This is a genomic window from Levilactobacillus brevis, assembly GCA_021383565.1.
Taxonomy (GTDB): domain Bacteria; phylum Bacillota; class Bacilli; order Lactobacillales; family Lactobacillaceae; genus Levilactobacillus; species Levilactobacillus brevis_B.
Map to the genome: position 1 here is coordinate 1,170,511 of CP079699.1, position 24,204 is coordinate 1,194,714.

At 50.2% G+C, this 24,204-nt stretch carries 18 protein-coding genes; 4 read left to right on the forward strand and 14 right to left on the reverse strand.

Annotated elements, in window-relative coordinates:
- Window positions 1-114: 114 nt before the first annotated feature.
- The 3 genes from cas9 to KB236_05510 form a co-directional block, all read right to left on the reverse strand.
- Window positions 115-4,227, reverse strand: a complete 4,113-nt coding sequence (gene cas9, locus KB236_05500; GenBank protein UIF30159.1) for a type II CRISPR RNA-guided endonuclease Cas9 — start codon at window positions 4,225-4,227, stop codon at window positions 115-117.
- A 311-nt stretch (window positions 4,228-4,538) separates the two neighbouring features.
- The gene (yjeM, locus tag KB236_05505; GenBank protein UIF30299.1) at window positions 4,539-6,032 is read right to left on the reverse strand and encodes a glutamate/gamma-aminobutyrate family transporter YjeM; all 1,494 of its coding nucleotides are present in this window, start codon (window positions 6,030-6,032) and stop codon (window positions 4,539-4,541) included.
- Window positions 6,033-6,360: 328 nt separating this feature from the next.
- Complete coding sequence (locus KB236_05510; GenBank protein UIF30160.1) at window positions 6,361-7,938, reverse strand: peptide chain release factor 3; 1,578 nt, start codon at window positions 7,936-7,938, stop codon at window positions 6,361-6,363.
- Window positions 7,939-8,114: 176 nt separating this feature from the next.
- Here KB236_05510 and KB236_05515 point away from each other — a divergent pair, with 176 nt between their 5' ends.
- The gene (locus KB236_05515) at window positions 8,115-8,669 is read left to right on the forward strand and encodes a hypothetical protein (protein UIF30161.1); all 555 of its coding nucleotides are present in this window, start codon (window positions 8,115-8,117) and stop codon (window positions 8,667-8,669) included.
- Window positions 8,670-8,816: 147 nt separating this feature from the next.
- Here KB236_05515 and KB236_05520 read toward each other — a convergent pair whose 3' ends face one another.
- From KB236_05520 to KB236_05540, 5 genes are all read right to left on the reverse strand, one after another.
- Window positions 8,817-10,841 (reverse strand): CDP-glycerol glycerophosphotransferase family protein, encoded by a 2,025-nt coding sequence (locus KB236_05520; GenBank protein ID UIF30162.1) that lies wholly within the window; start codon window positions 10,839-10,841, stop codon window positions 8,817-8,819.
- A gap of 14 nt (window positions 10,842-10,855) precedes the next feature.
- Window positions 10,856-11,740, reverse strand: a complete 885-nt coding sequence (locus KB236_05525; GenBank protein UIF30163.1) for a hypothetical protein — start codon at window positions 11,738-11,740, stop codon at window positions 10,856-10,858.
- A 68-nt stretch (window positions 11,741-11,808) separates the two neighbouring features.
- Window positions 11,809-12,228 carry a glycerol-3-phosphate cytidylyltransferase gene (tagD, locus tag KB236_05530; GenBank protein UIF30164.1) on the reverse strand — a complete coding sequence of 140 codons (420 nt, stop codon included), beginning with the start codon at window positions 12,226-12,228 and terminating at the stop codon, window positions 11,809-11,811.
- 269 nt (window positions 12,229-12,497) lie between these two features.
- Window positions 12,498-13,610, reverse strand: a complete 1,113-nt coding sequence (locus tag KB236_05535; protein ID UIF30165.1) for an AI-2E family transporter — start codon at window positions 13,608-13,610, stop codon at window positions 12,498-12,500.
- Window positions 13,611-13,748: 138 nt separating this feature from the next.
- Window positions 13,749-14,300: a DUF402 domain-containing protein gene (locus KB236_05540; GenBank protein UIF30166.1), complete on the reverse strand. Its 552-nt coding sequence runs from the start codon at window positions 14,298-14,300 to the stop codon at window positions 13,749-13,751.
- A 168-nt stretch (window positions 14,301-14,468) separates the two neighbouring features.
- On the opposite strand from KB236_05540, the gene KB236_05545 reads away from it, so the two are divergent.
- On the forward strand, window positions 14,469-14,714 hold the full coding sequence (locus KB236_05545; protein UIF30167.1) for a YdeI/OmpD-associated family protein: 246 nt from the start codon (window positions 14,469-14,471) through the stop codon (window positions 14,712-14,714).
- A gap of 226 nt (window positions 14,715-14,940) precedes the next feature.
- Here KB236_05545 and KB236_05550 read toward each other — a convergent pair whose 3' ends face one another.
- Window positions 14,941-16,119: a beta-lactamase family protein gene (locus KB236_05550; protein UIF30168.1), complete on the reverse strand. Its 1,179-nt coding sequence runs from the start codon at window positions 16,117-16,119 to the stop codon at window positions 14,941-14,943.
- A 30-nt stretch (window positions 16,120-16,149) separates the two neighbouring features.
- A complete protein-coding gene (gene recX, locus KB236_05555) occupies window positions 16,150-16,950 on the reverse strand; it encodes a recombination regulator RecX (GenBank protein ID UIF30169.1) in 801 nt (266 codons plus the stop codon).
- A gap of 196 nt (window positions 16,951-17,146) precedes the next feature.
- On the opposite strand from recX, the gene KB236_05560 reads away from it, so the two are divergent.
- Window positions 17,147-17,593 carry a flavodoxin gene (locus KB236_05560; protein ID UIF30170.1) on the forward strand — a complete coding sequence of 149 codons (447 nt, stop codon included), beginning with the start codon at window positions 17,147-17,149 and terminating at the stop codon, window positions 17,591-17,593.
- A 558-nt stretch (window positions 17,594-18,151) separates the two neighbouring features.
- Here the strand turns inward: KB236_05560 and KB236_05565 are convergent.
- Genes KB236_05565 through wecB form a run of 3 tightly spaced genes read right to left on the reverse strand, consistent with a single transcriptional unit; the run spans window position 18,152 to window position 21,049 of the window.
- Complete coding sequence (locus KB236_05565) at window positions 18,152-19,069, reverse strand: YihY/virulence factor BrkB family protein (GenBank protein ID UIF30171.1); 918 nt, start codon at window positions 19,067-19,069, stop codon at window positions 18,152-18,154.
- A 23-nt stretch (window positions 19,070-19,092) separates the two neighbouring features.
- Window positions 19,093-19,944, reverse strand: a complete 852-nt coding sequence (locus tag KB236_05570; GenBank protein ID UIF30172.1) for an NERD domain-containing protein — start codon at window positions 19,942-19,944, stop codon at window positions 19,093-19,095.
- On the reverse strand, window positions 19,937-21,049 hold the full coding sequence (wecB, locus tag KB236_05575; protein ID UIF30300.1) for a UDP-N-acetylglucosamine 2-epimerase (non-hydrolyzing): 1,113 nt from the start codon (window positions 21,047-21,049) through the stop codon (window positions 19,937-19,939). The genes KB236_05570 and wecB overlap by 8 nt, the downstream gene beginning before the upstream one ends.
- A 552-nt stretch (window positions 21,050-21,601) precedes the next feature.
- On the opposite strand from wecB, the gene KB236_05580 reads away from it, so the two are divergent.
- The gene (locus KB236_05580) at window positions 21,602-22,543 is read left to right on the forward strand and encodes a glycosyltransferase family 2 protein (protein UIF30173.1); all 942 of its coding nucleotides are present in this window, start codon (window positions 21,602-21,604) and stop codon (window positions 22,541-22,543) included.
- 187 nt (window positions 22,544-22,730) lie between these two features.
- Here the strand turns inward: KB236_05580 and KB236_05585 are convergent, their stop codons facing one another.
- Window positions 22,731-24,086: a gluconate:H+ symporter gene (locus KB236_05585; protein ID UIF30174.1), complete on the reverse strand. Its 1,356-nt coding sequence runs from the start codon at window positions 24,084-24,086 to the stop codon at window positions 22,731-22,733.
- Window positions 24,087-24,204: the final 118 nt, after the last annotated feature.

The window sequence follows — 24,204 nt, forward strand, 5'->3', positions numbered from 1 at the left end:
AACAAGGTGGTTTACCCCACCAAGTTTCATCTTATGAGCTCGTTATCGGGCCATTACATATGTATCGTGTGCACACCGGTATTTCCCGGGTGCACACTTTTTTATTTCAAAAATCTAAAGATCTGCTAACTTCACGTATCGCTTGAAAAGTCCTGTGGGAGACTCATAAACAATTTGAGCTTGAGCCGTCAGAGTAATTCCTGATGGTACTTGAAGCATCCCAAGTGAGGTTTTAAATCCTAACTGCTTAAGCGGTCGTCTTGTCATATTACTATGCAGGCCCATCATGATGTCCGTCAAAGTAGATGTCATGCCAGGCTGTGTCACCTTTCCGTTCGCATCACGAACGTCCTGAATTGGCAGTTCACTAAACGCTTCTCGCGAATTGACTAATACACTTGCAAAATTATTCAGCTTACCGTAGAGTGTAAAGTATTTTTCTACCTGCGCACAAATCTCGTCAAAAATAGTTACCAGCGTATCTTTCTTCAAATCTTCTTCAGGAAATTGTAGCGCCGCCTGTAATCCTAATGGTAAAACCAACTGCTGGAAATTACGGTAATAAGTATCCGTATTTAAACCAAATTGATGACACTTCCCATCAACAACATCTTCTATTCGCTGATGTAGATAAACTTTTGGTAGTACAACATCGAAATTCTTAACCTTGCCTTTAGTGTTTGTTAACTCTGGCGTTAACACTTGTTTAGTCGCCTCATCCAACGTCAAACCAGACTCCTGCTGTAATTGTCTTAACTGTTCGAGCATCCTAGTCCGCACACCCACTACTTTGTATGATGGCTGTTTACCATTTATACGAACAATTGCCAAGTAAGCTGTCGTCTGTCCCGAATAGCCACCATAAACCGTCGTGTCACGATTATTTTTAGCCGGAATCAAATCCCGTTTATGCTTAGCTTTCCCAGGATTTTGCTTATCCATAATTGCCTTATAAATGGTCTGATTAAACAACGCACCATGATTCTCAAGCACTTCATGTGTCACCAGCAAATGTTTCAAGCTCATCAAGTGCTTGACATACGCCACATCATCTTTTCGATTCCACAAAATCTCACCAGTTTGCAAATCAGTAATTTTTTCATCCGCCTTATCGGCAACTAAATCATGAATAAAGTTAAATCGACGCAAGTCCAACTGCGGTGCAGCCTGGTACTGACCGTAAACAAAGAACCGTTCCAGCTTAGGGTAACGTTTCAGTAAGTAAGTCCCGATACGAACTGCTAAGAAAGCGTCAATCGCATGGTGATAATCATTCAACTCTCGCAACTTAGGCAATTTCAGTTCTTGTCGGAATTGATGCGTCAACCCAGCTTTAACCGAGATAAGCTTAGTCGTTGCCGGATTGTACTCCGTACTCAAAACATCCGTGACTAGCTTAATCACTTGACGCGTTTCAACCAATTGCCGATTAATAAATCCGGTTGCATATTTATTAATTTCATTTGGTCGCATTAATAAATGCTTGAGTTTACGTGCACTGATTAGGCCTGATGACCGCCAAAGTTCCCATGTACCGCGCATCTTATCCGCAAATAGCTCGGAAGCAAAGGCGTCATTTTTTTCTCGATTTACCTTTTGACCTACTAGTACCCGATTATCTAACGAATCATCTTTAACCAAAGACTGCGGTAGAATGTGATCGATATCATACGACGATAATGCATCGATATTCAGACGCTTACCCGTATACATATCTCGACCATTCTGCAGGAAGTAAAGCATCAGACGCGTAGTGAATTGGGCTTTATTCTTGATTCGATCCTTGAGTTCCGTCTTAACCGCATCATCAACAATTATCTTTGCCTGATCAGCGTACAGATCACTGAGCTTTTTCTGCCGTTGTCGGGTTCGCTGCGGATTCTGATCAGCACCCCGGGCCGCCTCGATAAAGATACGACTAGGTGCTTGACCATGATGCGCTTTCTGAATGTCTCGGACCACTAACAAAATTTGCCGTAAGGCCTTTTTATTTTGTGGCGACGTGTACATCTCGTTAATCGTATCGAACACATCTTGCTTCGCCAGCCCAGCTGCGTTAATCTCGGCAATGGCTTTCGCATAGTCTGATCGGCTCACAATCTGCATGAAGTTCCATTGTGTCTGCCATAATTGATCGAGAATTGACAACCCTTGTTCATCCTTGATACCTGTCAGCAAGCGTGCCGATAGCCGGCCCCAACCACGGTAACGCTTTTGACTGATTCGTTGCCGTTCCTGATCACTTAACCAGTCAATTTCACGTAACTTTTCTTTAAAGATACCGGCATCTTCAAAGACTGTTGACCAGTTAATGATTTTTTCAATATCCGCTTGTCGGTCTGGCCGATCAATATCATGCGGCAATAAATCTTTAAAATCGCGATATGTGGTCAGCGCGTTATTAAAGTGTTTGGGATCAGCTAATCCCTCGATCTTGGGCGCAGTAAGCACATCCCCGCTATTCACTAAGTTTTCACGCAACGCCTTCACGCTGACGGTGCCGTGACCTTTAAACAACTGATTAAAAATTCGCTGTTTCTGGTTGCGCGTCAATAATTTGCCATTTACCCGAACGTTGTTTAACTCGTTTAGAACGGTGAACCGCTGATAAATCAGACTCTGTTGTGGCAACACATCTTCGCCAATAAGGTACGTATCCGTCGTCTTCATACGCTGAATAAAGTTCGTTGCCGAGGCAATCCTATCGACTTTGTCGTCAAAGTTCCACGGCGTGATGTCACCGGTATCCTTACGCACCATCCAGGAAAACTGACTTTCAGCGCTACCAGTTTGGGCTTGGGCCTCAGGCGTCACCATTGGACCGACATAGTAAGGCACCCGGAAGCTTACCAATTCGTCAATTTTATAGGGTTGCGTTGAACGATGACCTACAACCGGATTAGGTTCCCCCAAGAAAGGATAGTAGGCTTTTTGGTTATCAATAATCATGTCTAATTCCTGTTGGTGTACCTGATAAGGAATAACCCCATTTTCCTTTGTCCGCTGTTTGGGCATGAAGTGCTCCAATTCAATCTCGGCACTAATTTTAGTCGCCAACTCAGAATTATCATCTTTCAAAATCTTGTTCAAGTCTTTGTAGAAATCAGCCTGAGTCCCTGCCTTGCCATCTTTACCATCAATATAATGGTCGTAAGCCGTTTGAAGGGCCTGGGCCTTCTTAGCATCCGTTTGTTGATTGGCGTACGCTCGCAACCATTTAAGATGCTCCGCATGGTCTTCATAGCGTTTAATCATGCTCTGCGAGAAATATTGACCGCTAGGCATAATCTCAGTTAACTGAACAGCTGCCTGAAGATCAACCAATTTTTCAATCAGCTCTAACGCTGTATCATCAAATGCGGCTTCCAAATCTGCCCGATGATCCTCGATATCAGCTAGACTAAACGTCCAAGTCTTTTCATCCGCTTTGTCTACTTGGGTGCCTGTCAATAAGAATAACTTGGCCTTTAATCCTAGGATTGCCTTGGAAAATTCAGTTAAATACGGTTTCCAATCTTTATTCTCGTCAGTTGCAGCCATCAGTAATTTAACCAGGGCTCGTTGCCGATCTAATCGGCTACGATTGGTATCCAAAACCAGTTCTGCAATCTTTTCCAAATTTTCTTCTGGCAACTGCGGCGCTACTTCATCAAAGATTACGCGCCAAGTATCATTCACAGACTTAAACCGCTGTTCAAAGTCTAAATCACCCGGTTTAAAGCTGGCTGGACTCCCCGATCGCAGAAAGTTCCCCCGATACTTCACGATATGGTGAATAGCCAAATAAATTTCTCGTAAATCAAATTGTCGATGTTCCGTCATCAACTTCCAACGCAAGTTATAAATCGTCGGATAGTCTGAATAAAATTCATTATCCGTCCGATCATCAAACAACTGGTACTTATTCGTAAATCGTCCGTCCTTAGGTGAAATGTTTGAAGCTTTTTGCCGTGCAAAGAAATTCTCATCAATAGATGAAATGGGTTCATCAAAAATATCTCGCAACAATCGCAGTCGCCAACGACGCCGACTTAAGCGCCGGCGAGTAGTTCGAAACCCCCGCCGTTCAGCTGCTGTTTGCCCTTCCTCAAATAAACGAACACCCAGTCCCGTCTGACCTTTGGTTCGTGTGACATAACCATTCATATCGGCAGTGACCCACCCGATAGAGCTGGTCCCAATATCGAGTCCGATAGCGTATGGTTCGTGCTTATATTCCTGTTCCATGGCGATAACGCCTCCTCAAGTATTCCTGATGACTTCTACTACTAGACTCTGGTTAGCCTAGTCTTTTTCATCAGTTATTCTCAGTTTATGCTGACTTATCCGGCTTGTCTATACCTTTTACAACCAGTTGATTATTTATGAAGCACACCATCTTTTTCTAACGGGCAACTATCTTCATCCCATTTTAATTCCCTTAAAATAGTTTAAAATAAACACAAAAAGTGGTGTTAATCGCCATAAGCCGGCAGTTAACACCACTAATCACTTTATCTTCTAAATTTTCTCAACATAACTTTTCTAAACGACTGAACCTAATCTTGCGAAGCCTTCCGTTGCCGAACATGATACCAGATCACCCCGAGTAAGCCGAACAGGATCGGCCCGACCAGCATCCACATCGTGCTCTGGAAGTCATTATTTTCCAACATGGGTTGAATCAACGTAAATGTGTTGGCCCCCAGCACCACAATGAAGACGACCCAACTAATCACGGTCGTCCAAGCCGGTGACTTATAAACTTCAAACGGCTTTTGAATGTCGTGATTGTGCTTAAACTTGGGAAAGGCGTAGACCAAGAACAGGTAAGGCAACGTCATGGAAACGTTAGCCATCAACGTCAAGATGTTGTAGAAAGCCGAGGGATCCGTCGAGGCAAACGATGCCAACAGAATAATAACGATGACCACAGCACACTGTAACTTCATGGCGTAGCTAGGCATATCATTTTCGTTAAGCTTCGTGAACTTCTTGGGCCACATGGACTTCGGCGTCCCCAGAATCAACGTCTTCAGCGGTGAATACGTCAACGTGAAGAAGGCCCCGGAGTAGGCCAGAAACATCCCCAGCCCCGTGTAGCGCGCGAACCATAGCCCAATCGTGGTGCTCGTCGCGGTACTGAGGCCGAGCGACTCACCTAGGACATCCCCGAGATTCCGCATCATCACGTAACTGATATTCCCCATGTTCGTGGACGGATCGGATAGCACGGCATTCCAGTTCGTACTAATCCCCCAGCAGAGAATCCCGATGGCATATCCCAACGTAATCACGATCGCCGAGATGACAATCGCCTTGGGGAACGTCTTCTCTGGGTTCTTGGTCTTATCGACCATCCCCCCGAGGACTTCCAGACCGCCGTAAGCAAAGATGGCAAACACCGCAAAACTCATGATTCCCATGGGTTGTTGATAATTCGGATGTGGTGACGTCATAAAATGCTGGAGTGGCTGGGCCATGTGACCGTGACGCAAGGCCAATACGACACCGGACACCACCAACAGGATGGCGTTTAAGCTCATCACGGCAAGACCACCCAGACTGGTAATCCGCACGATGCCCTTAACCCCTTTGATGGAGACCCAAGTCACCAGAATCATCCAGAGACAGGACAGAATCCCAATCACCTGCGTCGCGTTCAGCCCGGCAATCGCGAACTTCTGGGTCTGGTCCGTCCCGAAGAACAGCGTGGTAAATGGAATCCACACCTTGGCTGACGTTGAGACCAGCCAGATGATGTAGGACGCAAACCACATGAAGGTTCCGATGAACGCAAACCGGGGGTTCACGCTCACTTCCATCCACTGGTACATCCCACTTCCCTCATCTGATTTAATTGCCGCCCCGTATTCCGCCATCATCAAGGCAAATGGAATAAAGAACAGAACCGCCGCTGCTAAGTAAAATAGGATGGATGAGTATCCCATCAAGAAATAAGCCACCGTACTATTCGCAAAGCCAAATACAGTGGTAAAAATCATCATGACTAACGCCATTAACGTGATTTTATTGTTATTTTCCGCCATTATATTTCTCCCCAAACCTTTTAAACTGCCCAATTGAAGGCGCTTTATCAGTTTATCTGAGGAACCATACAATCCCCTGTTAATTCAGTAACAACCCGCTTAGATTTTCGTGTGATAATTCAACTTTTTCTCATGCAAATTATTTGCTGTTCCATTAGTGGCGCGGGCTCTAACGGCTAATATCCACTATAATATGGTCGTCGCGTACTGACCGCCTAACCGTTAAATTTGGTCTGGAACGCGGCGAGCAGAACCGGGACTTGTTCGCGAACTTTCAACCTTAGTCCCTAACAAAAAGGCGTGGCCCGCAGACCACACCCGTATTATTTGATTAGAGCTTAGACGTTAATTTCACGTCTGGATACTTATCTTGGAACCAGCGTTCTGCGAAATGATTCTCAAACAGGAACAGCGGATCGCCGTGGTTATCCTTGACCAATAGGTTCCGTGACGAAGACATCCGCTCGTCCAGTTGATCGGGATCAATCCAGCGCGCCGTCTTCTTGCCCATCGGTTCCATGATGACTTCCGAATTGTATTCGTTTTGCATCCGGAATTGGAAGACTTCGAACTGCAGTTGCCCCACGGCACCTAAGATGTAATCGCCGGTCGAGTAGGACGTGTACAGTTGCACGGCCCCCTCTTGGACCAGTTGATTGATCCCCTTGTGGAAGGACTTCTGCTTCATTACGTTCTTGGCTGCTACCCGCACGAAGAGTTCCGGCGTAAATTGCGGTAATTTTTCAAACTTGACGGCTTGCTTCCCGGTATAAATGGTATCGCCGATCTGGAAGTTCCCCGTATCGTACAACCCAATGATGTCACCAGCCACGGCCTTCTCCACGTTTTCTCGCGTATCGGCCATGAACTCCGTCACGTTGGACAGCCGGAGCTTCTTGCCGGTCCGTTCCTGCGTGACGTCCATCCCCCGGTCGAATTCTCCGGAGCAGACCCGCACGAAGGCGATCCGGTCCCGGTGCTTGGGGTTCATGTTGGCTTGAATCTTGAAGACAAAGCCCGAGAATTCGGGATCGGTCGGCGCCACGTCCGTATCTTCCTGCGTGTGGTGCGCGGCCGGTTGTGGGGCATATTCCAGATAAGTCTCCAGGAACGTCTTCACCCCAAAGTTAGCCAGCGCCGAGCCAAAGAAGACCGGCGTCTGATCGCCACTGGCAATCTTGGCCTCGTCAAATTGGTTTCCGGCTTCACTAATCAGGGCCATGTTATCACGGGCATCCTGATACCAGCCGTCTTCTTCCAAGTCGTTGTGGGTAACCAGTTCGCCGTCGTCATCCAATGGCAAGTACTGGTGATCGGCATCCTTAGGCCGGAACAACGCTACCCGGTGGTGATACCGGTCGTACAGGCCCTTCAATTCCTTCCCCATCCCAATGGGCCAGTTCATCGGATAGCCTTCGATGCCCAAGACATCTTCCAGTTCGGCGATGAGGTCTAACGGATCACGCCCGTCCCGGTCCAGCTTGTTCATGAAGGTAAAGATCGGAATGCCCCGCATCTTACAGATCTGGAACAGCTTCTTAGTCTGGGGTTCAATTCCCTTGGCGGAGTCAATCACCATGACTGCGGAGTCCACGGCCATCAGTGTCCGGTAGGTATCTTCAGAGAAGTCCTCATGTCCTGGGGTATCCAGAATATTGATGCGCTTGCCCTGATAATCGAACTGCATCACGGAACTCGTTACGGAAATCCCCCGCTTCTGTTCAATTTCCATCCAGTCGGATTTGGCGAAGTTCCCACTCTTCTTCCCCTTGACCGTTCCGGCTTCCCGCACCACGCCACCAAAGAGCAACAGTTGTTCGGTAATCGTCGTCTTCCCGGCATCAGGGTGAGAGATAATGGCAAAGGTCCGGCGTTTATCCACCGCAGATGCTAATTTATTTTCACTCATATTGTTTGTCCTCACAAAGTTTTTTAGTTTTAATTAGTCGTTAAATTTTAATTGCACAGCGTTTTGATTTTAACACATTTACCGTGACAATTCACGGTCTAGCCCCATTTTCACCCGCATCTGCCCCATTTCGTGGTATCATGGAAGAATGAATTCAGGGAGAAACGGGTGAAAATATGTCGGCGAGTACCGAAGCCATCATTATTGAAATAGTCTTTAGTCTAGGCGCCTTGGTGGCCGTGGGCGGGCTAATAGCCCTCCTCGTGGCCAAGGCCAAGCACCGGGCGCTACGACCGGCCATGGGCGTCATCATCAGTGGCGCCGGTCTGGTCATCATCGCGGCCCTCTTGAACGTCCTGCTGTTCAAGTCCTACGACCACGTTCAGGTCAAGAAGACGCAATACTACGAGATTACCAGCCTCACGGCCAACATGAACGCCTCACTGGCCAGTAGCCACGCCCGTCATCAACCGGTGACCCCCGCGGCCAAGAAGGCCAGCAGAAACGTTACTTACTTGATCAAGCATACCGACCAGCCCAAGGCGTCCGTCCAGCTGGCACGCACTGCCCAGCAGGAATTGACGACGCACAAGCAGCCCAATATCAAATTGGTCAAACGCAACTACCGGTTGATCCTCGATGATTACTTTCAGACCATCGTGCGGCCGGACCGCGTCGCCCAACGGCTCAGTGCCCACGCCTATCGACAGGCCACGCACTTTCACAACTAACCTTTAATAGAGAAGAGCTCGAGACCAAGTCTCGAGCTCTTCTTTGTTTATTCAGCTTAATCACTGAAGGTTGAAAGCTAGAATCCTTAGTGTAACAAGGATAACGCCCACTATAATAGGATTGTCGCGTGCTGGTCGCCTTACCGTTTAGCCGTTCTTTTCGATCTGTTGAACCACGTAGTTCACAATCTTCAGGGAACTTAACCCGTCGTCGATCGAACAGAACCGTTGGTAGAAGTCCATAAACTTCTGGTTGTCGCTCATGTCCGGCGTTTTCAGCTTGTCCCCAATCATTTCCAACAATTGGTGCTCGTTATGAGCAATCTCGCCCGGCAAGTCCTTCTCGTAATCGAGGTAGAAACCACGTAACTCGTCCTTGTACATGTGGTAATCGTACGGGTAGAACAAGATCGGCCGCTTCAAGTAAGCATAGTCGAAGAAGACCGAGGAGTAGTCGGTAATCAACATATCACTGATCAGATACAGATCGGAGATGTTCGGATGGTTCGAGAAGTCGAAGACGACCCCTTCGTACCCACTGATGTCCAAGGCGTTGGAAATCAAGTAGTGCATCCGCAAGACCAGCACGGCATCCTTGCCGTAGCGCTCGCGGAATTCATCGAGTGAGAACGGCAATTCGAAGGTGTACTTCCCCTTCTCGGCAAACTGGTTATCCCGGTAGGTCGGCGCATAGAGCACGACCTTCTTGTCCAACGGAATCCCCAGCTCCTGCTTCAAGGCCGTGACGTCCTCGCGGGTACTGTTGATGAGTTCGTCATTTCGCGGATAACCGACCTTTAAGATCTGGTTATTGAAACCAAAGGCCGACCGGAAGATTCGCGTCGAATAGTCGTTGGGCGAGACCAACGCGTCCCAGCGATTGGCTTCCCGAACAAAGTTAGCGTGATACTTCGTGGTCGTGGTTCCCGGCATCGACACGTTTTCGATGTCCAGCCCCAACTTCTTGAGCGGCGTCCCATGCCACGTTTGAATGTACGTCACGTAATTAGGCTTCTTCACCCAAGCTGGGAACCGCGCGTTACTGATCCAGAAGCTGGCCTTTTCCAGCGTCCGTACCCACTTGGCCGTCCGCCGAATGACGAACGGAATGCCATTTTCCTTACAGAACTTCTTCTGTGACCGGTCGATCGACCAGATGAAAGTAAAGCCCGGATAGAGTTGCGTAAACAGCCGGTAGATCGCGTACGGTGAGTCACTGACTTGCCGCCCACCGAAGCTTTCGAAGATCAGCGTTGGCTGGTCGAAGGCCCGGTGTCCGCGCTTAAACAACCGCCGCATGTAGAAGAGGTTGGCCTTGTCCATCAGCATGGATAGTAGCTTGGTGGCACCACCGACCTTGGCCGGCACGCCGGCTAACCGCTGTGGTAAGGTCGGGGCCGCCGTTTCTTGTACCCGAATACCGTTGTCAAACCGTTTGTCGAGAATGACCAAGCGGTGATCGGCCGTAATCGCCTGAGTCACTTGCCCAGCCAATGACTTGGCCAGCACGACGCGTTGTTCGAGGTCCTGTCCCCCCACCGTTGAGCGGATGAAGAGTTGCTGGGTGCTATCGGCTGCCAGATCGGATAGCGGAATCGTCCCGGTAAACAGACCATGCAACGTCATGTGGGTAATCGGCCACTCGGCGGAGCTATCTGCGGAAACGTTCTTTAAGACCAACCGTTGATTCGTGATGGGTTGGTTATTAATCCGACTGGGCCCGATGACTTGAAGCTGATCGTCCAGCAGGTTAATCGCGTTAATCGCGAACTCGTCTTCGGCCTGGTCCGTGTGCATGTTGAACAGAGCCATCCCGTTCGCATCACTGTTCAATTGGTAGTAGCTGGTCAGGGTTAATTGATGCCGGTCGCTTAAGTATTCACTTTCGACCTGAATCAGTCCCCGCGTACTCTGCTGCTGCAAGTTGAGGTACAGTTCCCAACTGAATTCGCTCTGCCCCTCCGCGGAGAATTGCAGATCGTTAGCATTGAGCCGTAACCGCACCACTTGGGCGCTGAGCACCTTGCTAATCGGAATCGTGATCGAGGCCTTGGTTTGCTTTTCCAAGAAGGTGACCGCGAGATCGTCAAACGGTTCCGGCACATCGATCAGTTCCAGTTCGAGTTCTTGTAAATTCTTTTTATGATGTAATCCAGATAAAATCGCACGCACGATGGAAAAACTCCTTAGTAGTTAAAAATCAGCTGGTTCGGCATTTGCGGTGAGAAATGGGCATTGACGGCTAAGTCAACGTACAACCGCGTCTCGGGGGTGAGCAACCGGCTCAAGACGGCTTGGTAGAACGCGAAGATATCGCTGAAACGGCGGTAGTTCGAGTAAGCCAGCACCCCGTAATAGGCTTCCGTGGCCGTAATGACCTGGGTCTTGTCGATAGCATTCGACTCTGCCTTCTCCAATTGCCGCTTGGACATCGTGGCGGCACTGGCCACCTGCTTGGCGTCCTCAAATTGGGTCGCTAACATAGCCGAGGTGGCGCTTAAATTGTAAACGTGCTCCACGGGACGTTCATGCCGAACAAAGCGTAAGACGGCTTCTCCGTGACGATTAAGCAGGTAGCTGGTTGTCGCCACCTCTCGTTGAATCTTTTCGATGCCGACCACTTTCCCATTCAACCCGTAGGTATCCACTTGGGCGAGCTGGTCCGCTTGATACTGACGAAGCACCATGGGCGTCTCGTCGTCAACCTGACGAAGCTCGGCGACCATGTGGCCTTCATCCAAGTAGCGTTTCACCTGTTCTTGATTGTCCGCAAACAGGCGCTGTTCGAAATTATCTAAGCTAATGGCGTGGCGTTCTTCGGCCGTCAGCGCCAATCCGGGCTCATCGGCAAACATTTCTGCCAACGTCACCAGGCGAACATCCTTGACCCGCGGATTGTTGCGTGCCAATTGATTTAAATACTGTCGCACCGTCCACACGGCTTCGAAGTCAACCATGGCGACCAACACGCTGACCTGGGCGTCACGCTGCAGGGCCTTTTGGAGTTGCGTGGAAAAGTTGGGCTTGTGCATACCATTTAGCGATGTCAATAAAAATATAAACTGCTGCATTTTCTGCCTCCGTTTGCGTATCCTAAGAAAAAATCCCTAGTCTGCGACTAAGGATTTCATTGCCAGCACTACTTTTCGTCTTCCTTCCAAGTCTCTTCGTCAGAAAGGCCGAGATCGTGCTTAATTTTAGTCGTGGAGATCCCTTCCGTCCGTGGTAAGTAAATGACTTCACAGTAATCCTTCAAGAAGTCGAACTTACCCTTCCAGTCGTCACCCATGACAAAAACGTCAATGTTGTTTTCCTGAACGTCGCGAATCTTTTGGTCCCACGTGGTTTCGGGAATCACGTGGTCAACGTACTTGATGGCTTCCAGGATGTATTTCCGGTCTTCGTAAGAGGTGTAAGCGCGCTTACCCTTCTCGGCGTTGAACTCATCGGAAGACACACAAACCGTTAAATCATCACCTAAGGCTGCGGCCCGTTTTAATAAGCGAATGTGACCTTTATGTAACAGGTCGAACGTCCCATAAGTAATTACTTTTTTCATGTAGAATCTCCTACTTTATCTGGTTAATTTGCCCCGTTGCTTTACCCGGGGGTCGAGTTTAAAAAAATCCAATAACAAACTAAATAGTAGCATATTGAGCGGTCACGTCAACTTCAAACCACAGACGTTAGACATTTCTTGAGAATTTCCACCCTAACAGAAGACCGCTACGGCTGAAACCACGCGGTAATCTCGTGCCGTTTGTTCTCTCACCAAAAAATCCGGAGCGACCCGGACATCTAATGCCCGTTTGCCTCACGATGTTCGGTTCACAGCGACTTTTTCTCCGCGTGTTCCAACTGCCAAATGGTGTAGAGGTATTGCACGACCGTCTTCACCACGGCGTACAGTGGAATCGCCAGAATCATCCCCAGCAGCCCCGCAATATTGCCGGCCGCCAACAGAATAATGATAATCGTGAGCGGATGAATCTGGAGACTCTTCCCAATAATGTTGGGATAGACCAGATTCCCGTCGATCTGTTGCACGACGACGACCACGATAATCACGTAAATAATCAGGCTGGTGCTCGTCGCAAACGCCACAATCAGTGCGGGTAAAATCCCAATGTACGGTCCCACGTAGGGAATCAAGTTACAGATACCGGCGAAGAAGCCCAGGAGCAACGCGTATTTCTCACCAACGAAAAAGTAACCGATGGCGGTAAAGCTCCCAACGAAGAGGCACTCCACAATCTGACCACCCACGTAACGGGCAATCGTATTGTTCATGCGGCCCAGAAGCTCCGCGGTCTGCTCACCGTGCTTGCTAGGCAACCACCGCCGAATCGCCGGCATGAACTTGTCACCGTCCTTCAACATATAGAACAACATGACCGGCACCGTAACGGCGGTCACCGTAACCGTGGTGACCGTCCCAATGATGCTGCCGATGCCGCTGGTCAGGCCGCTCATGAAGCTCTGGGCGTACTTGGATAACGCCGTTTGCAGTTGCGTTAAGTATTTAGAAAAATCGATCTCCTTTAACAGCGGATGATTAATTAGCTTGTTCAAGACGGCCTCGCTCGACTTGGCGAAGTCGGGAATGTTGCCCACCAACGTTGTGACCTGCGTTACCAGCCGTGGAATCACCCACATTGCGCCGGCGACCAACACCAGGACCAATAGCAAGAAGACCAGGGCTACGGCACCGGTACGGTTGATGTGAAACTTCTTCCAGCGCACCTTCTCCAGCAGCTTGACCACCGGGTTCAGCAGGTAAAAGAGAATCCCCGAGATCAACATGGGCGCAAAGATTGTTGACAGGAAAATTCCAATTGGCGAAAACAGAAAGCTAATCTGCGTACAAACCCAAATCAGCGCGGCAACAATTAACAGTTCCACGGACCAGAACATCAGTCGGGAATTAGCAAACCATTTCATGGGTGAACCCCTTTCGTCATGCATTCTCACGCGATGTCACCATCAAGTCACACCGGTTATGTTTTTTAAAAAAGGAGCGAGCCACGAATGACTTGCTCCTGGTGATACGGAAGACAACTCTTACAGGTCTGTGCCGCACTAATTCGAGCGACGTAATAACTCCTGATACCGTTGATACCATAGATCGACATAGGCTTTAGAAAAGGGGCCTTTGTGGTGATTAATCCAATCGACAAGGGTCAGGACGTTCGCCTTTAAGATCCGGTCGGTTTCTTCGCCGTACTGCCAGCGTTGGCTGAAATCTTGATATTCATCAACGTCGAGCAAGCGTTTCTCACCATCCGGAAAGACCTTCACGTCAAGATCATAATCAATGTATTTGAGCGCTTCTTTATCTAAAACATACGGGGAGGCCAAATTACAGTAATAAGACACCCCGTTATCCCGAATCATCGCAACAATGTTGAACCAGTAATGCTTGTGGAAATAAACGATGGCGGGCTCGCGGGTCACCCACCGCCGCCCATCGTCTTCAGTGACCAACGTGTGGTCATTAACGCCAATGAGGGCATTTTCGCTTGTTTTGAGTACCATCGTGTCGCGCCAAGTTCGATGCAAACTTCCGTCGTGCTTGTAGCTTTTGATCGTAATGAAGTCGCCTTCCTTAGGTCCTCTAGCTTCGCGCGTCATGTCTTAACCCTACTTTCTAAGTAACGGGTAACTATAAAAATTCAATCAATATTATACCAGATTCGGCCGTATTATTGAATAGACACGACAACATTCCTGAACAAAATCCTTGGGCGCCCCGTAATTTTAAGGTAAACTAAAAGAATCAATTAATGAGGTGAACATTTTATGGCACAAGCACCACTCAGCTCCTTTGAACCCTTAATCCCCCAAGTAGCGGCACTTCTGGCCGATGATGACCAGTTAACGGCCTTTTTCGCCAGCCTGACCGTGGGCTACCAACGTGAATGGGCCCGCTACATCTTCGGCGCCAAGGCCGAGGCGACCAAGCAACGCCACATTGCCGACATGCGCCAAATCCTGGCTGCCGGCTACAAGTCCAAGCGCGCCTACGGAAGTCGTCCGAAGGCTTAAGCGCTAGTCATCACCATCTTTTGAACCAACAAGCCCGTCAAACGGAGATCCGCTGACGGGCTTGTTGGTTTTTGATTTAAATTGCATCGTGCCAGAACGGTTGTGAAGCTGTCCGCCTACCGTTCGCACCAGACAGAGCTCCTGATGGCCGCAGACAACCAGCTCATCCGGAGCGAACGGCAAGCCGGCCAGTTTTCACCAAAGTCGTCAGGTAGCGACTCAACGTCTACTTACCCAATTCGCCGGCCTGCAACAGATTCCAGATCTGAATGGCTGGCGTCTGCGACAACTGGTTGACCCGGTAGTAGTTACTCAACAGTACCACGCCATCCGTGCCGTCCTTGCTCAACAGCGTCGTGGCCTCGTACCCGTAAGCCAGACCGTGCGTCCGGATGTAGCCGGGATAAACATACATCCCGCCACCGTACATCGACGACGATCCCGGTACCAACAGGACGTTGACGTCACTTTCCGGATAGAGCTTCCCCTGCAGCATGTTTCGTTGGGCCGTGTAGAGATCGCGAGCGGACATGTAGACCTGCCCGGTACCAAACTGGTAGTACATCGATTCCGTGGACTCGCCGAACCGTTGACCGTAGTTGGCCGTGACGTCGGCATTATTGGCGTTTTGATAACCCTGCGAGTACGTGGCTTGTTGATCCATGTTAAACACAAAACCCGTGTGCTTCAGGTGCCAAGCGTTCGTAATGTTGGTCGTGAAATAGTGCCGGTAGCTCTGCCCACTGACCTTTTCAATAATCCCAGACAGCAACATGAAGTTGACCGGTGAGTAGTCCCACTTGCCGATACGTTCCGGCCGGCTGATGACGTTGGCTAAAATGAACCTAATCATGCCCTTCTCCGAATGCAGATTCGTCGGAAAGGCCGTCAGCGTCAGCCCGCTCTTCATGTCAAGCATGTCACGCAAGGTAATTTGATTGGCCCCAGCAATGGTTGGGTAGTATTTCGACAACGGATCCGTCAGATTTAGCTTGCCCTCACTCGCTAGACGCATGATGAGTCCCGCCGTAAAGGACTTCTGAACGGATGCCAACTGATAAACACTGTGTGCACCATTCTTCTGGTGGGTCGCGGCGTCCGCGTAGCCCCACCCCTTCTGGTAAATGACCTGGTTGTTGTGCACGACAAACGCTGTCCCCACAAACCGGTTGGCCCGCAGTACCGCATCGATCTCACGCGTGGCCGCCGTTGGCTTTGGCTTCGCAACAACCTTCTTAACCACGGGCTTGGCCTTCTTGGGCTTCACCTGCCGGACCACTGAACTACTGCTGGCCTTAGGTTCTGCTTGTGTCTTGGCCTGGTCGTTGAACCACCACGCCAGTCCACCACTGAGCCCTAAGACGGTCACAAATGCTAAGACTGTTCCCCAAGCTTTAGAATTCATGGTAACTCCCCCTTACCCTAATCCAATGACCTATTCGGCCGATTCCCCTAAATCAGCTAGCCATTGACTAATATCATCGAGTTTGAATCCTTTACGATAAAGCGCCTGTTTGGTTTTATATTGCCGTTCCGATTGACTTAGCGCGTGGTAACGCCGCAGGAACTTCTCACCCTGCTTCGCCAGTAAGGCCTGTTGTTCATCTTCATCTGGCGTTAAATCTACGGCATCGAGCATCGCCTTGATCTCGTCACCACCAAAGCCCCGAGACATCAAGCCCTGCCGCATCTTCTGCTCGCGGTTGCGCGTTGCGTTGTGCTGGTAGCGTTTCGCCAACTTCTCGGCCACAGCCGTCCCCACGGCAAGCTGTTCGGTTGGCGTATACAGGGTCAGTGCGTCATCGATGACTTTTTCGCCGACGCCCTTTTGTCGTAAATGTTGGCGAATCACACGCGGGCCCTTATCGCCCGTATGCATCACGGTTCGCACGTAGCTGGCGGCGTAATGCGCATCGTCCACCAACGAAAAATCCCGTAGCTTCTTCAACGTCTGTTCAATCGTGTCTTCCGGAATCTCCAACGTAACCAGCTTATCCGCCACTTCTTTTTCGGTGCGGAGCTGGTGAGACAAGTAATCCAGCGCCCGATTGTAGGCCTTGGCAACGTCATCGGCGGCCGTCAGCCGTTCCTCGAGTGCCTTGTCGATCTCCATACCCTTGTACAGGCGAAAGTCCACCAATACACTGTCGCTAACGGGAAATGCATAGTGCCCGTCAACGTAAATATTAAAGCGTCCACTGCGCTTCTGAGCCTCAATCATGGTAATTACGGCCATTCAGGTCACATCCTTTTCTCGTTATCTGTCCCTATTTTACCAGTTCTCCCCCGATGATGACGACCCCAGTGACGGCTTAGTTAGTCAATCATCTTTTCGCCATCTCACCGTTGCCTAGACCAACCGTCCCTAGCCACCATCACGATGGCCTGCTATAATTAACGGCAATCAGGACGATTTTAAAGGAGTGAGTGATTTGCTAACAGCACACGTCGTTTTTGCGACCATCACCGGAAATAATGAAGACGTCGCCGACATTGTCACGGAAAAATTGGAAGACCTGGGTTGCCAGGTCACCGAAACCGAAATTTCACAGACCGACGCCGCCGAATTTGAGCAGGCGGACATCTGTGTCGTCTGCGCGTACACCTACGATGAGGGATCGTTGCCCGATGAAGGGTTAGACTTCTACGAGGACCTGCAGACGCTCGACCTGCACGGCAAGACTTTCGGCGTGGCCGGGTCGGGTGACACCTTCTACGGCGACTACTACAACACCACCGTTGACCATTTCGAAGCGGCCTTTCGCCAGACCGGCGCAACTCAGGGAGCGGATAGCGTCAAGATTAATCTGGAGCCGGACGCCGATGCCATCACTCAGCTCGACACCTTCGCCACCCAATTGGTCGCCCACGCGGGTTAAATAGTTTTGTCCTTGCCTGCGGCTGCCAGGGATTCCGCTGGTCGCCTTACCGTTCGCCAAATCTGGGCTGGAACGCTGGGGAAGGACCGGGCCAAGCCTGAAGGTGCGGTCTTGGCCCTCGCTTGGAACCACCATAACCCGGTGTCTCCAAGACGCCCAGTGATAACTGGAAATACACCAGTCATCACTGCCCCAGCTGAGCCCAGATTTGACTCATTCACGGCTACATAGCATCCGGACGGCAACACTCGTCGTTAGCCACGGTAAGCCGCAATGACAACCATGCCACAACCCAAGCCGGAGGAGGATAGGGATGGAGCCAGCCGTGGGTGCAACGTTAGCTGGCGTTATTCGCCAAGTTACGTTGCAAGACGTGTTTGAAGACGCGGGCTGACGGCTTCAAACCGAGGCGCGAGACCGCTCTTTGGCTCGCACCGGTCTCCACAGCAGGCGGAACCCCTAGCAGCCGCAGGCGCCATGCCTATACATCTTAACTTTGAGTCAAAAAACGACGACCAATCGCCTGTCAGGGGTGATGAGTCGTCGTTTTTGCGTTAATCAGGTCTTATCGGACTTACCATTGCGCTTCAACCGATTGCGCAGAATGTAGGTAAAGACCGCCTGTTCCTCAATTGTCCCCTCGATTAAGTCCTGAATGGCGGCATTGAGCACCGCACCAAACATCAAGATCAACGCCGTGAAGTCCAGCCAAAACATTAGCACGATGAAGGTTCCAATCGTCTTGTAACTATCAATATTTCGCATGAAGAATTTCAAATACCAACTGAACGCCTGCGATAACAGCAACCAACCGAGCGTGGCGGTCAAGGCCCCGGGCCAAACGTAGCGCAGCTTTAATTTAACGCTGGGTACGAAGTAAAAGAGAATCATCAGGAGCAAGAATGTCATGATGAACGTGACCGGCCATTTAGCGGCATTGACGTACGACAGAATCTGCGTCGGCAAGTGCAGTAACGGCGTCAACCGTTCCAAGACCACCTGACCCACACTAAAGAACAACATCATCAGGAACAGAAAGGCAATCAAGGCAACCATCCAGAAGAAGGCCATCACTCGATTGACAATCGCATTTTGCTTCCGCACCACGCCGTAAGCGCCGTTGACGGTCCGTTGAAACGCCGCGACCGCCCGCGATGACGACCAAATGGCCACGATGACCCCGATGGACAGCACGCTACCGTTTCGATTATTTAAAAACGAATGGATGATGGGCGCTAAAATATCATAAATGTTATCCGGCAGGAACGGTTCAATTCCGTTCATGACGGTATTGGTCTCGATATGGAAAAACGGTAATAGGCTAGCCAGAACCAGCAGCGCTGGAAATAGCGACAGCAACGTATAGTACGCCAATACGGCTGCCGAATCGGACACGTTTGCCATTTGATAGTGTTTACTGATGGTTTGGATGATCCGATTGATTCCCGCTAAATGCGGACGCCATTTCTTCCACACAAGTTGTGGCCCCTTTCATTCCCCTAGAACGACCCGTAATCCTCAGCGAACTTCAACGTCCCAATCATTTTCTCCAGCGTCTTGCGACTGAAACGAACCCGCTTGGCTTGCCGGAACGTTTCGATAAACGTCGCCAGATCGTCATAATTTGCGACCGCCGTGCAATTGTAGGCGTCGCGGGGATTTAACTTCGTCTTGTTACCGACCACTAACGAGTTACTGTGATTGTAACGGTCGTAGTAATTATAGTAAACCAACGGCTTAACAAAGTCGATGATCCGGTCGTTTTTATTTTCCAACTGTCGGTGCATCGTGATTTCACTATTGATGTAACGCACCAGCAACTTGGACGACAACTCGGCCTGCGTGGCGGGATTACTAATACCCGTGTGCAACGTAATCGAGCGTTGACCCCGGCCTTCCTGCTCCAGACTCATGGTGTATCCCTGCGTCAGGGATTCGTTTTCTTCCGACAGGTTCGGTAGGAAGAAGCGATCCAGATGGCTGGCCAAGGCCTTAGGCACTTCCTTCTCCCGGCCGCTCAGGTTCACACCGGAGAAGTCATCCAAGCTAGACGAGAAGATTTCTTCGGAGAGATCGTGGAAGATCATCCCCCGCCAGTACTTGCTTTCTACATTAATCACCCCAAATGAGGTCACCAGCAGGTTGTCAATCTGCATGACCCGCCAGGAATCGCCCTCATTCATTTCCTGCGTCACGGGATTCTTGACCTTATTGGCAAAATGCACGTTGCGCAGAATCTTATAATCGAACCGTTCATGACGCTTAGCGGCCCGCTGGTGAATCTCTCGCATAATTTCATACAACTGTTCGGTCGTCTTTATCTCGGCCCGGTCATACGCTGTTTCACCCATTAACATTGCCCCCATTAATTTTTTCTTGAATCGCTGCTAAAATTCTCTCGGACGCGTGCCCATCCCCATATGGGTTCTTCGCCTGGGCCATGCGATCGTACGCCGCCTGGTCCGTCAAGAGGTCGTCCATTGCCGCCGTCACCCGCTGTGGATCGGTACCAACCAACCGCAACGTGCCGTTGGTGACGCCTTCTGGCCGCTCGGTAGTGTCGCGGAGCACCAGCACCGGCTTGTTCAGCGATGGTGCTTCTTCCTGAACACCCCCAGAATCGGTCATGATAAAGTAACTTCTGGCCGACAGGTTGTGGAAGTCCACGACGTCTAAGGGATCGATCAAATGAATCCGATCCATGCCACCCAATTCCTCGTGGGCTACCGTCTGGACGGCTGGACTCAGATGGACGGGGTAGATGACCTCGACATCCGCATGCGCCTCAACTTCGGCCCGGATCGCCTTAAAGACTGCCCGCATCGGTGCGCCCTGGTTCTCCCGCCGGTGCATCGTCAACAGAATGAGCCGGTTGCCTGACTGAACCTGATCCAGTACGGCATGGTGATAGTTGGCATCCACCGTCTGCTTTAGCGCATCAATAGCCGTGTTCCCCGTGACGTAGATGTTGGCCAACGGGTGGGCTTGCTTCAACAGGTTGTCCTTGGACAGGTCCGTTGGCGCAAAGTACAGGTCACTCAAGATGTCGGTCAATTGCCGGTTCATTTCCTCTGGATACGGGGAATACTTGTTCCACGTCCGTAACCCGGCTTCCACGTGGCCTAGCATGGTCTGGTGATAGAAGGCACTGATACTGGCCGCAAAGGTCGTGGTCGTGTCACCGTGGACCAACACGATATCGGGTTGCGCCTCGGTCAAGACATCGTCGAGCTGATTCAACACCCGCGTCGTGATGTCGCTCAGCGTCTGCTTAGGCCGCATGATATTCAAGTCATAATCGGGCTTAATCTTGAAGATATCGAGGACCTGATCCAACATTTCCCGATGTTGCGCGGTTACCACTGTGATTGGGGTAAATTCCGCGGGACGTTGTTGCATGGCTAGAATGATGGGTGCCATCTTGATGGCTTCCGGACGCGTTCCAAATACCGTCATTACTTTAATCGGTTTCGTCACTATAATTTCCTCCAGCTTTTCATTGATTGATTAACGTCAATTATAGCAGACCCGGGGCCAATTGTACTTTGAATCAGTCACAATTTTACCGTCGTTACGGGCCAGCCAGACATCACTGACCACCAGTTTTCCTATGGCTCCCACAACAATTACTCACCTAACCATCTTAGCCATGATACTGGTATCCAGACTGCTAGTCGGGTAAGCTTGTGCCTTGGAACCTAGACAGCGGGTACCGCGTTCTTCGCAAGGGTTTAAAGAAAACTTTACCTGATTTGCTCGCGGTTCACAACCCTTATCGTAACCAGTGAAATAATTGTCCTGGCCCCCGACTACTTAAGCCGTGATGTATCCCGTCTCAGCCCGTCAAGTCGACCGGCAACTATCGTCAATCAAACCAGCAGTATCGTCAAACCTATCCGTCAGATCACCCGGGACTGCTCATCTGACTTACGTCTGTAAGGAAAATTTAATGGCAAGCCCCCTATATTTGAGGTAAGATGGTATCGTTGTGTGAAAGGAATGTCTGTGATGAAAAAACTTAGTCTGGTCGTTCCTTGCTATAACGAGGAGGAGTCTATTCCCTTATTTTACCGAACCGTTAGCAAGGTGATCGCGTCCATGAACACCCCTACTCCGACGGTAACGCCAGAGTATATCTTCGTGGATGATGGGTCCAGCGACCACACCTTAGAGGAAATGAAACAGTTACACGAGCAACATCCGGAGACCGTCCACTATCGGTCGTTCTCCCGTAATTTTGGAAAGGAATCAGCGCTCGCCGCGGGGTTACAAGCCACAACCGGGGATATGGTAGCCGTGATGGACGTTGACCTTCAAGATCCACCGGAGTTACTACCCGAGATGGTCGATTTGATCGAGAATCGGGACTATGATTGCGTTGGCACCATTCAAAAGGAACGTCGCGGTCAGAGTCGCCTGCGGGCATTTCTGTCACGAAGCTTCTACAGTGTCATCAACTGGATTTCGGACGTCCGGATTGAACCCAACGCCCGGGACTACCGCTTGATGACCCGGCAATTTGTGGATACGGTCTTGTCATTACCCGAATTCAACCGGTTCTCTAAAGGGATCTTCAGCTGGGTCGGCTTCAAGACAACCTACCTGACCTACGAGAGCCAACCGCGGGCCGCGGGAACCACGCACTGGAGTCTACGGCAACTCTTTGCCTACTCCATTGAAGGAATCATCGATTTCTCCAATGCGCCTCTGCGATTAGCCACTTGGGTGGGCAGTCTGTCCTTCCTGGCTTCAATCGTCGCGCTGATCTTCGTGATCGTTCGCGCCTTGACCGTTGGCGGTGCCGTTGCTGGCTGGCCGTCTCTCGTAGTCATTCTTCTGGCTGTGGGTGGGATTCAGTTGTTCTGTCTGGGCATTTTAGGACAGTACATCAGTAAGATTTACCTGGAAACCAAGCACCGACCGAAGTACATCATTCGCGAGGAAAAATAAGCAATTATCGGGCAGCGGCCAAGAGTCGCTGCCCTTTTTGCAACCAGCCACTTGTGAAACGGCCTATCGTTCGATAATCACGTACTTATATCATTTAAAATATATACTGACCATCTCAACCTTACAGTTCACCATAAAATAAAAACCGGGCCGCCAGCGATTGGCAACTCGGTTTCGTCGTTCATATCTAATTAATAATCACGTTCATCAGCATGACCATGCCTAGTCCGACCACGGAAATAACGGTTTCCAAGGTCGTCCAAACCTGGAACGTCTGCTTGACGCTCAAGTCAAAGTATTCTGAGAACATCCAGAACCCGGCATCGTTCACGTGAGAAGCGGCCAGTGACCCGGCCCCGATGGCCAAGGCAACCATGACGGGATCGGCGCTTAACGTGTTCATCAGTGGCAAGACCAGTCCGGCGGAGGTCATCCCAGCAACCGTGGCGGATCCCAAAGAGATCCGTAAGATTACAGTGATTAACCAAGCCAACAAGATCGGTGACAGCTTGGAGTGCATCATCAGTTCTTGCACGGCCTTACCGACACCACCGTCGATCAAGACTTCCTTGAAAGCTGACCCACCGGCGATAACCATCAGTAACATGGCGATCGACTTGATGGCGTCTTCCAAGGTCGCACTGATTTGCTTCATGGTCCGTTGACGATGGAAACCCATGGACCAGATGGCAAATAGCAAAGCAATCACCATGGCAATGACGGGGTTCCCCAGCATCGAGACAATCGCATCTAAACCGTGCGGATTCTTCGGTGCCGCCCCACCGTCAACGACTAATTGGTAAATCGTTGCAGCAGCCATGAAGACCACTGGGAACAGTGACGTCAAAACGGATAAACCAAAACCAGGCGTTTCCTTCAAGTCAAATTCTTTAACTTCCCCGAAGGCTGGTAAAGAACGCTTGATCACGAACAAGTCCGGATTGAACCGCCGAATCACGCGCGTCCAAATAGGCCCAGCCACAATCACACAAGGAATGGCCACGATAATCCCGATCAGCAACATTTCACCAATGTTGGCGCCCAGGACCGTTGCTACGGCCGTTGGTGAGGGTTGTGGCGGTAAGAAGCCTTGCGTGGCCGACAGTGCGGCTGCCATTGAAATCCCCAGATAGAGGAATGGCACTTCGGCTTCCAGCGCAACAGCGAAGACGATTGGCGTCACCAGAACTAACCCCACTTCAAACAGTAAGGAAATCCCAATCAGGAAGGAAGCCACCACGATGGCAATCTGGAGGCGTTTCTTCCCGAATAGGTTGATTAACGTCCGGGCGATCCGGTACGATCCACCGGCATCGGCAACCAGCCGGCCAATCATGGCCCCGAACCCAAAGACGATAATCAGTTCGCCCATGGAGCTACCGATTCCGTCTTTAATCGAGGTCGCAATGTTAGCGGGGTTCATCCCCAGCCCAAGCGCTACCAGTACTGAGGTAACGATCAGTGAAACAAAGGTGTTTAACTTTACACGAATAATCAAAAAGAGTAAAAGTAAAATACCTAAAATCAAAACGACGAACTGCATGCTAATTTCTCTCTTTTCCTATGCTCGATTCAGACTCTCCCACTCGAATCGAGCTGGGAGAATCTTTTTGCATAGAACCCATTGTATGAAAAAAAAGTTTCCCAATGCAAGGGCTTAC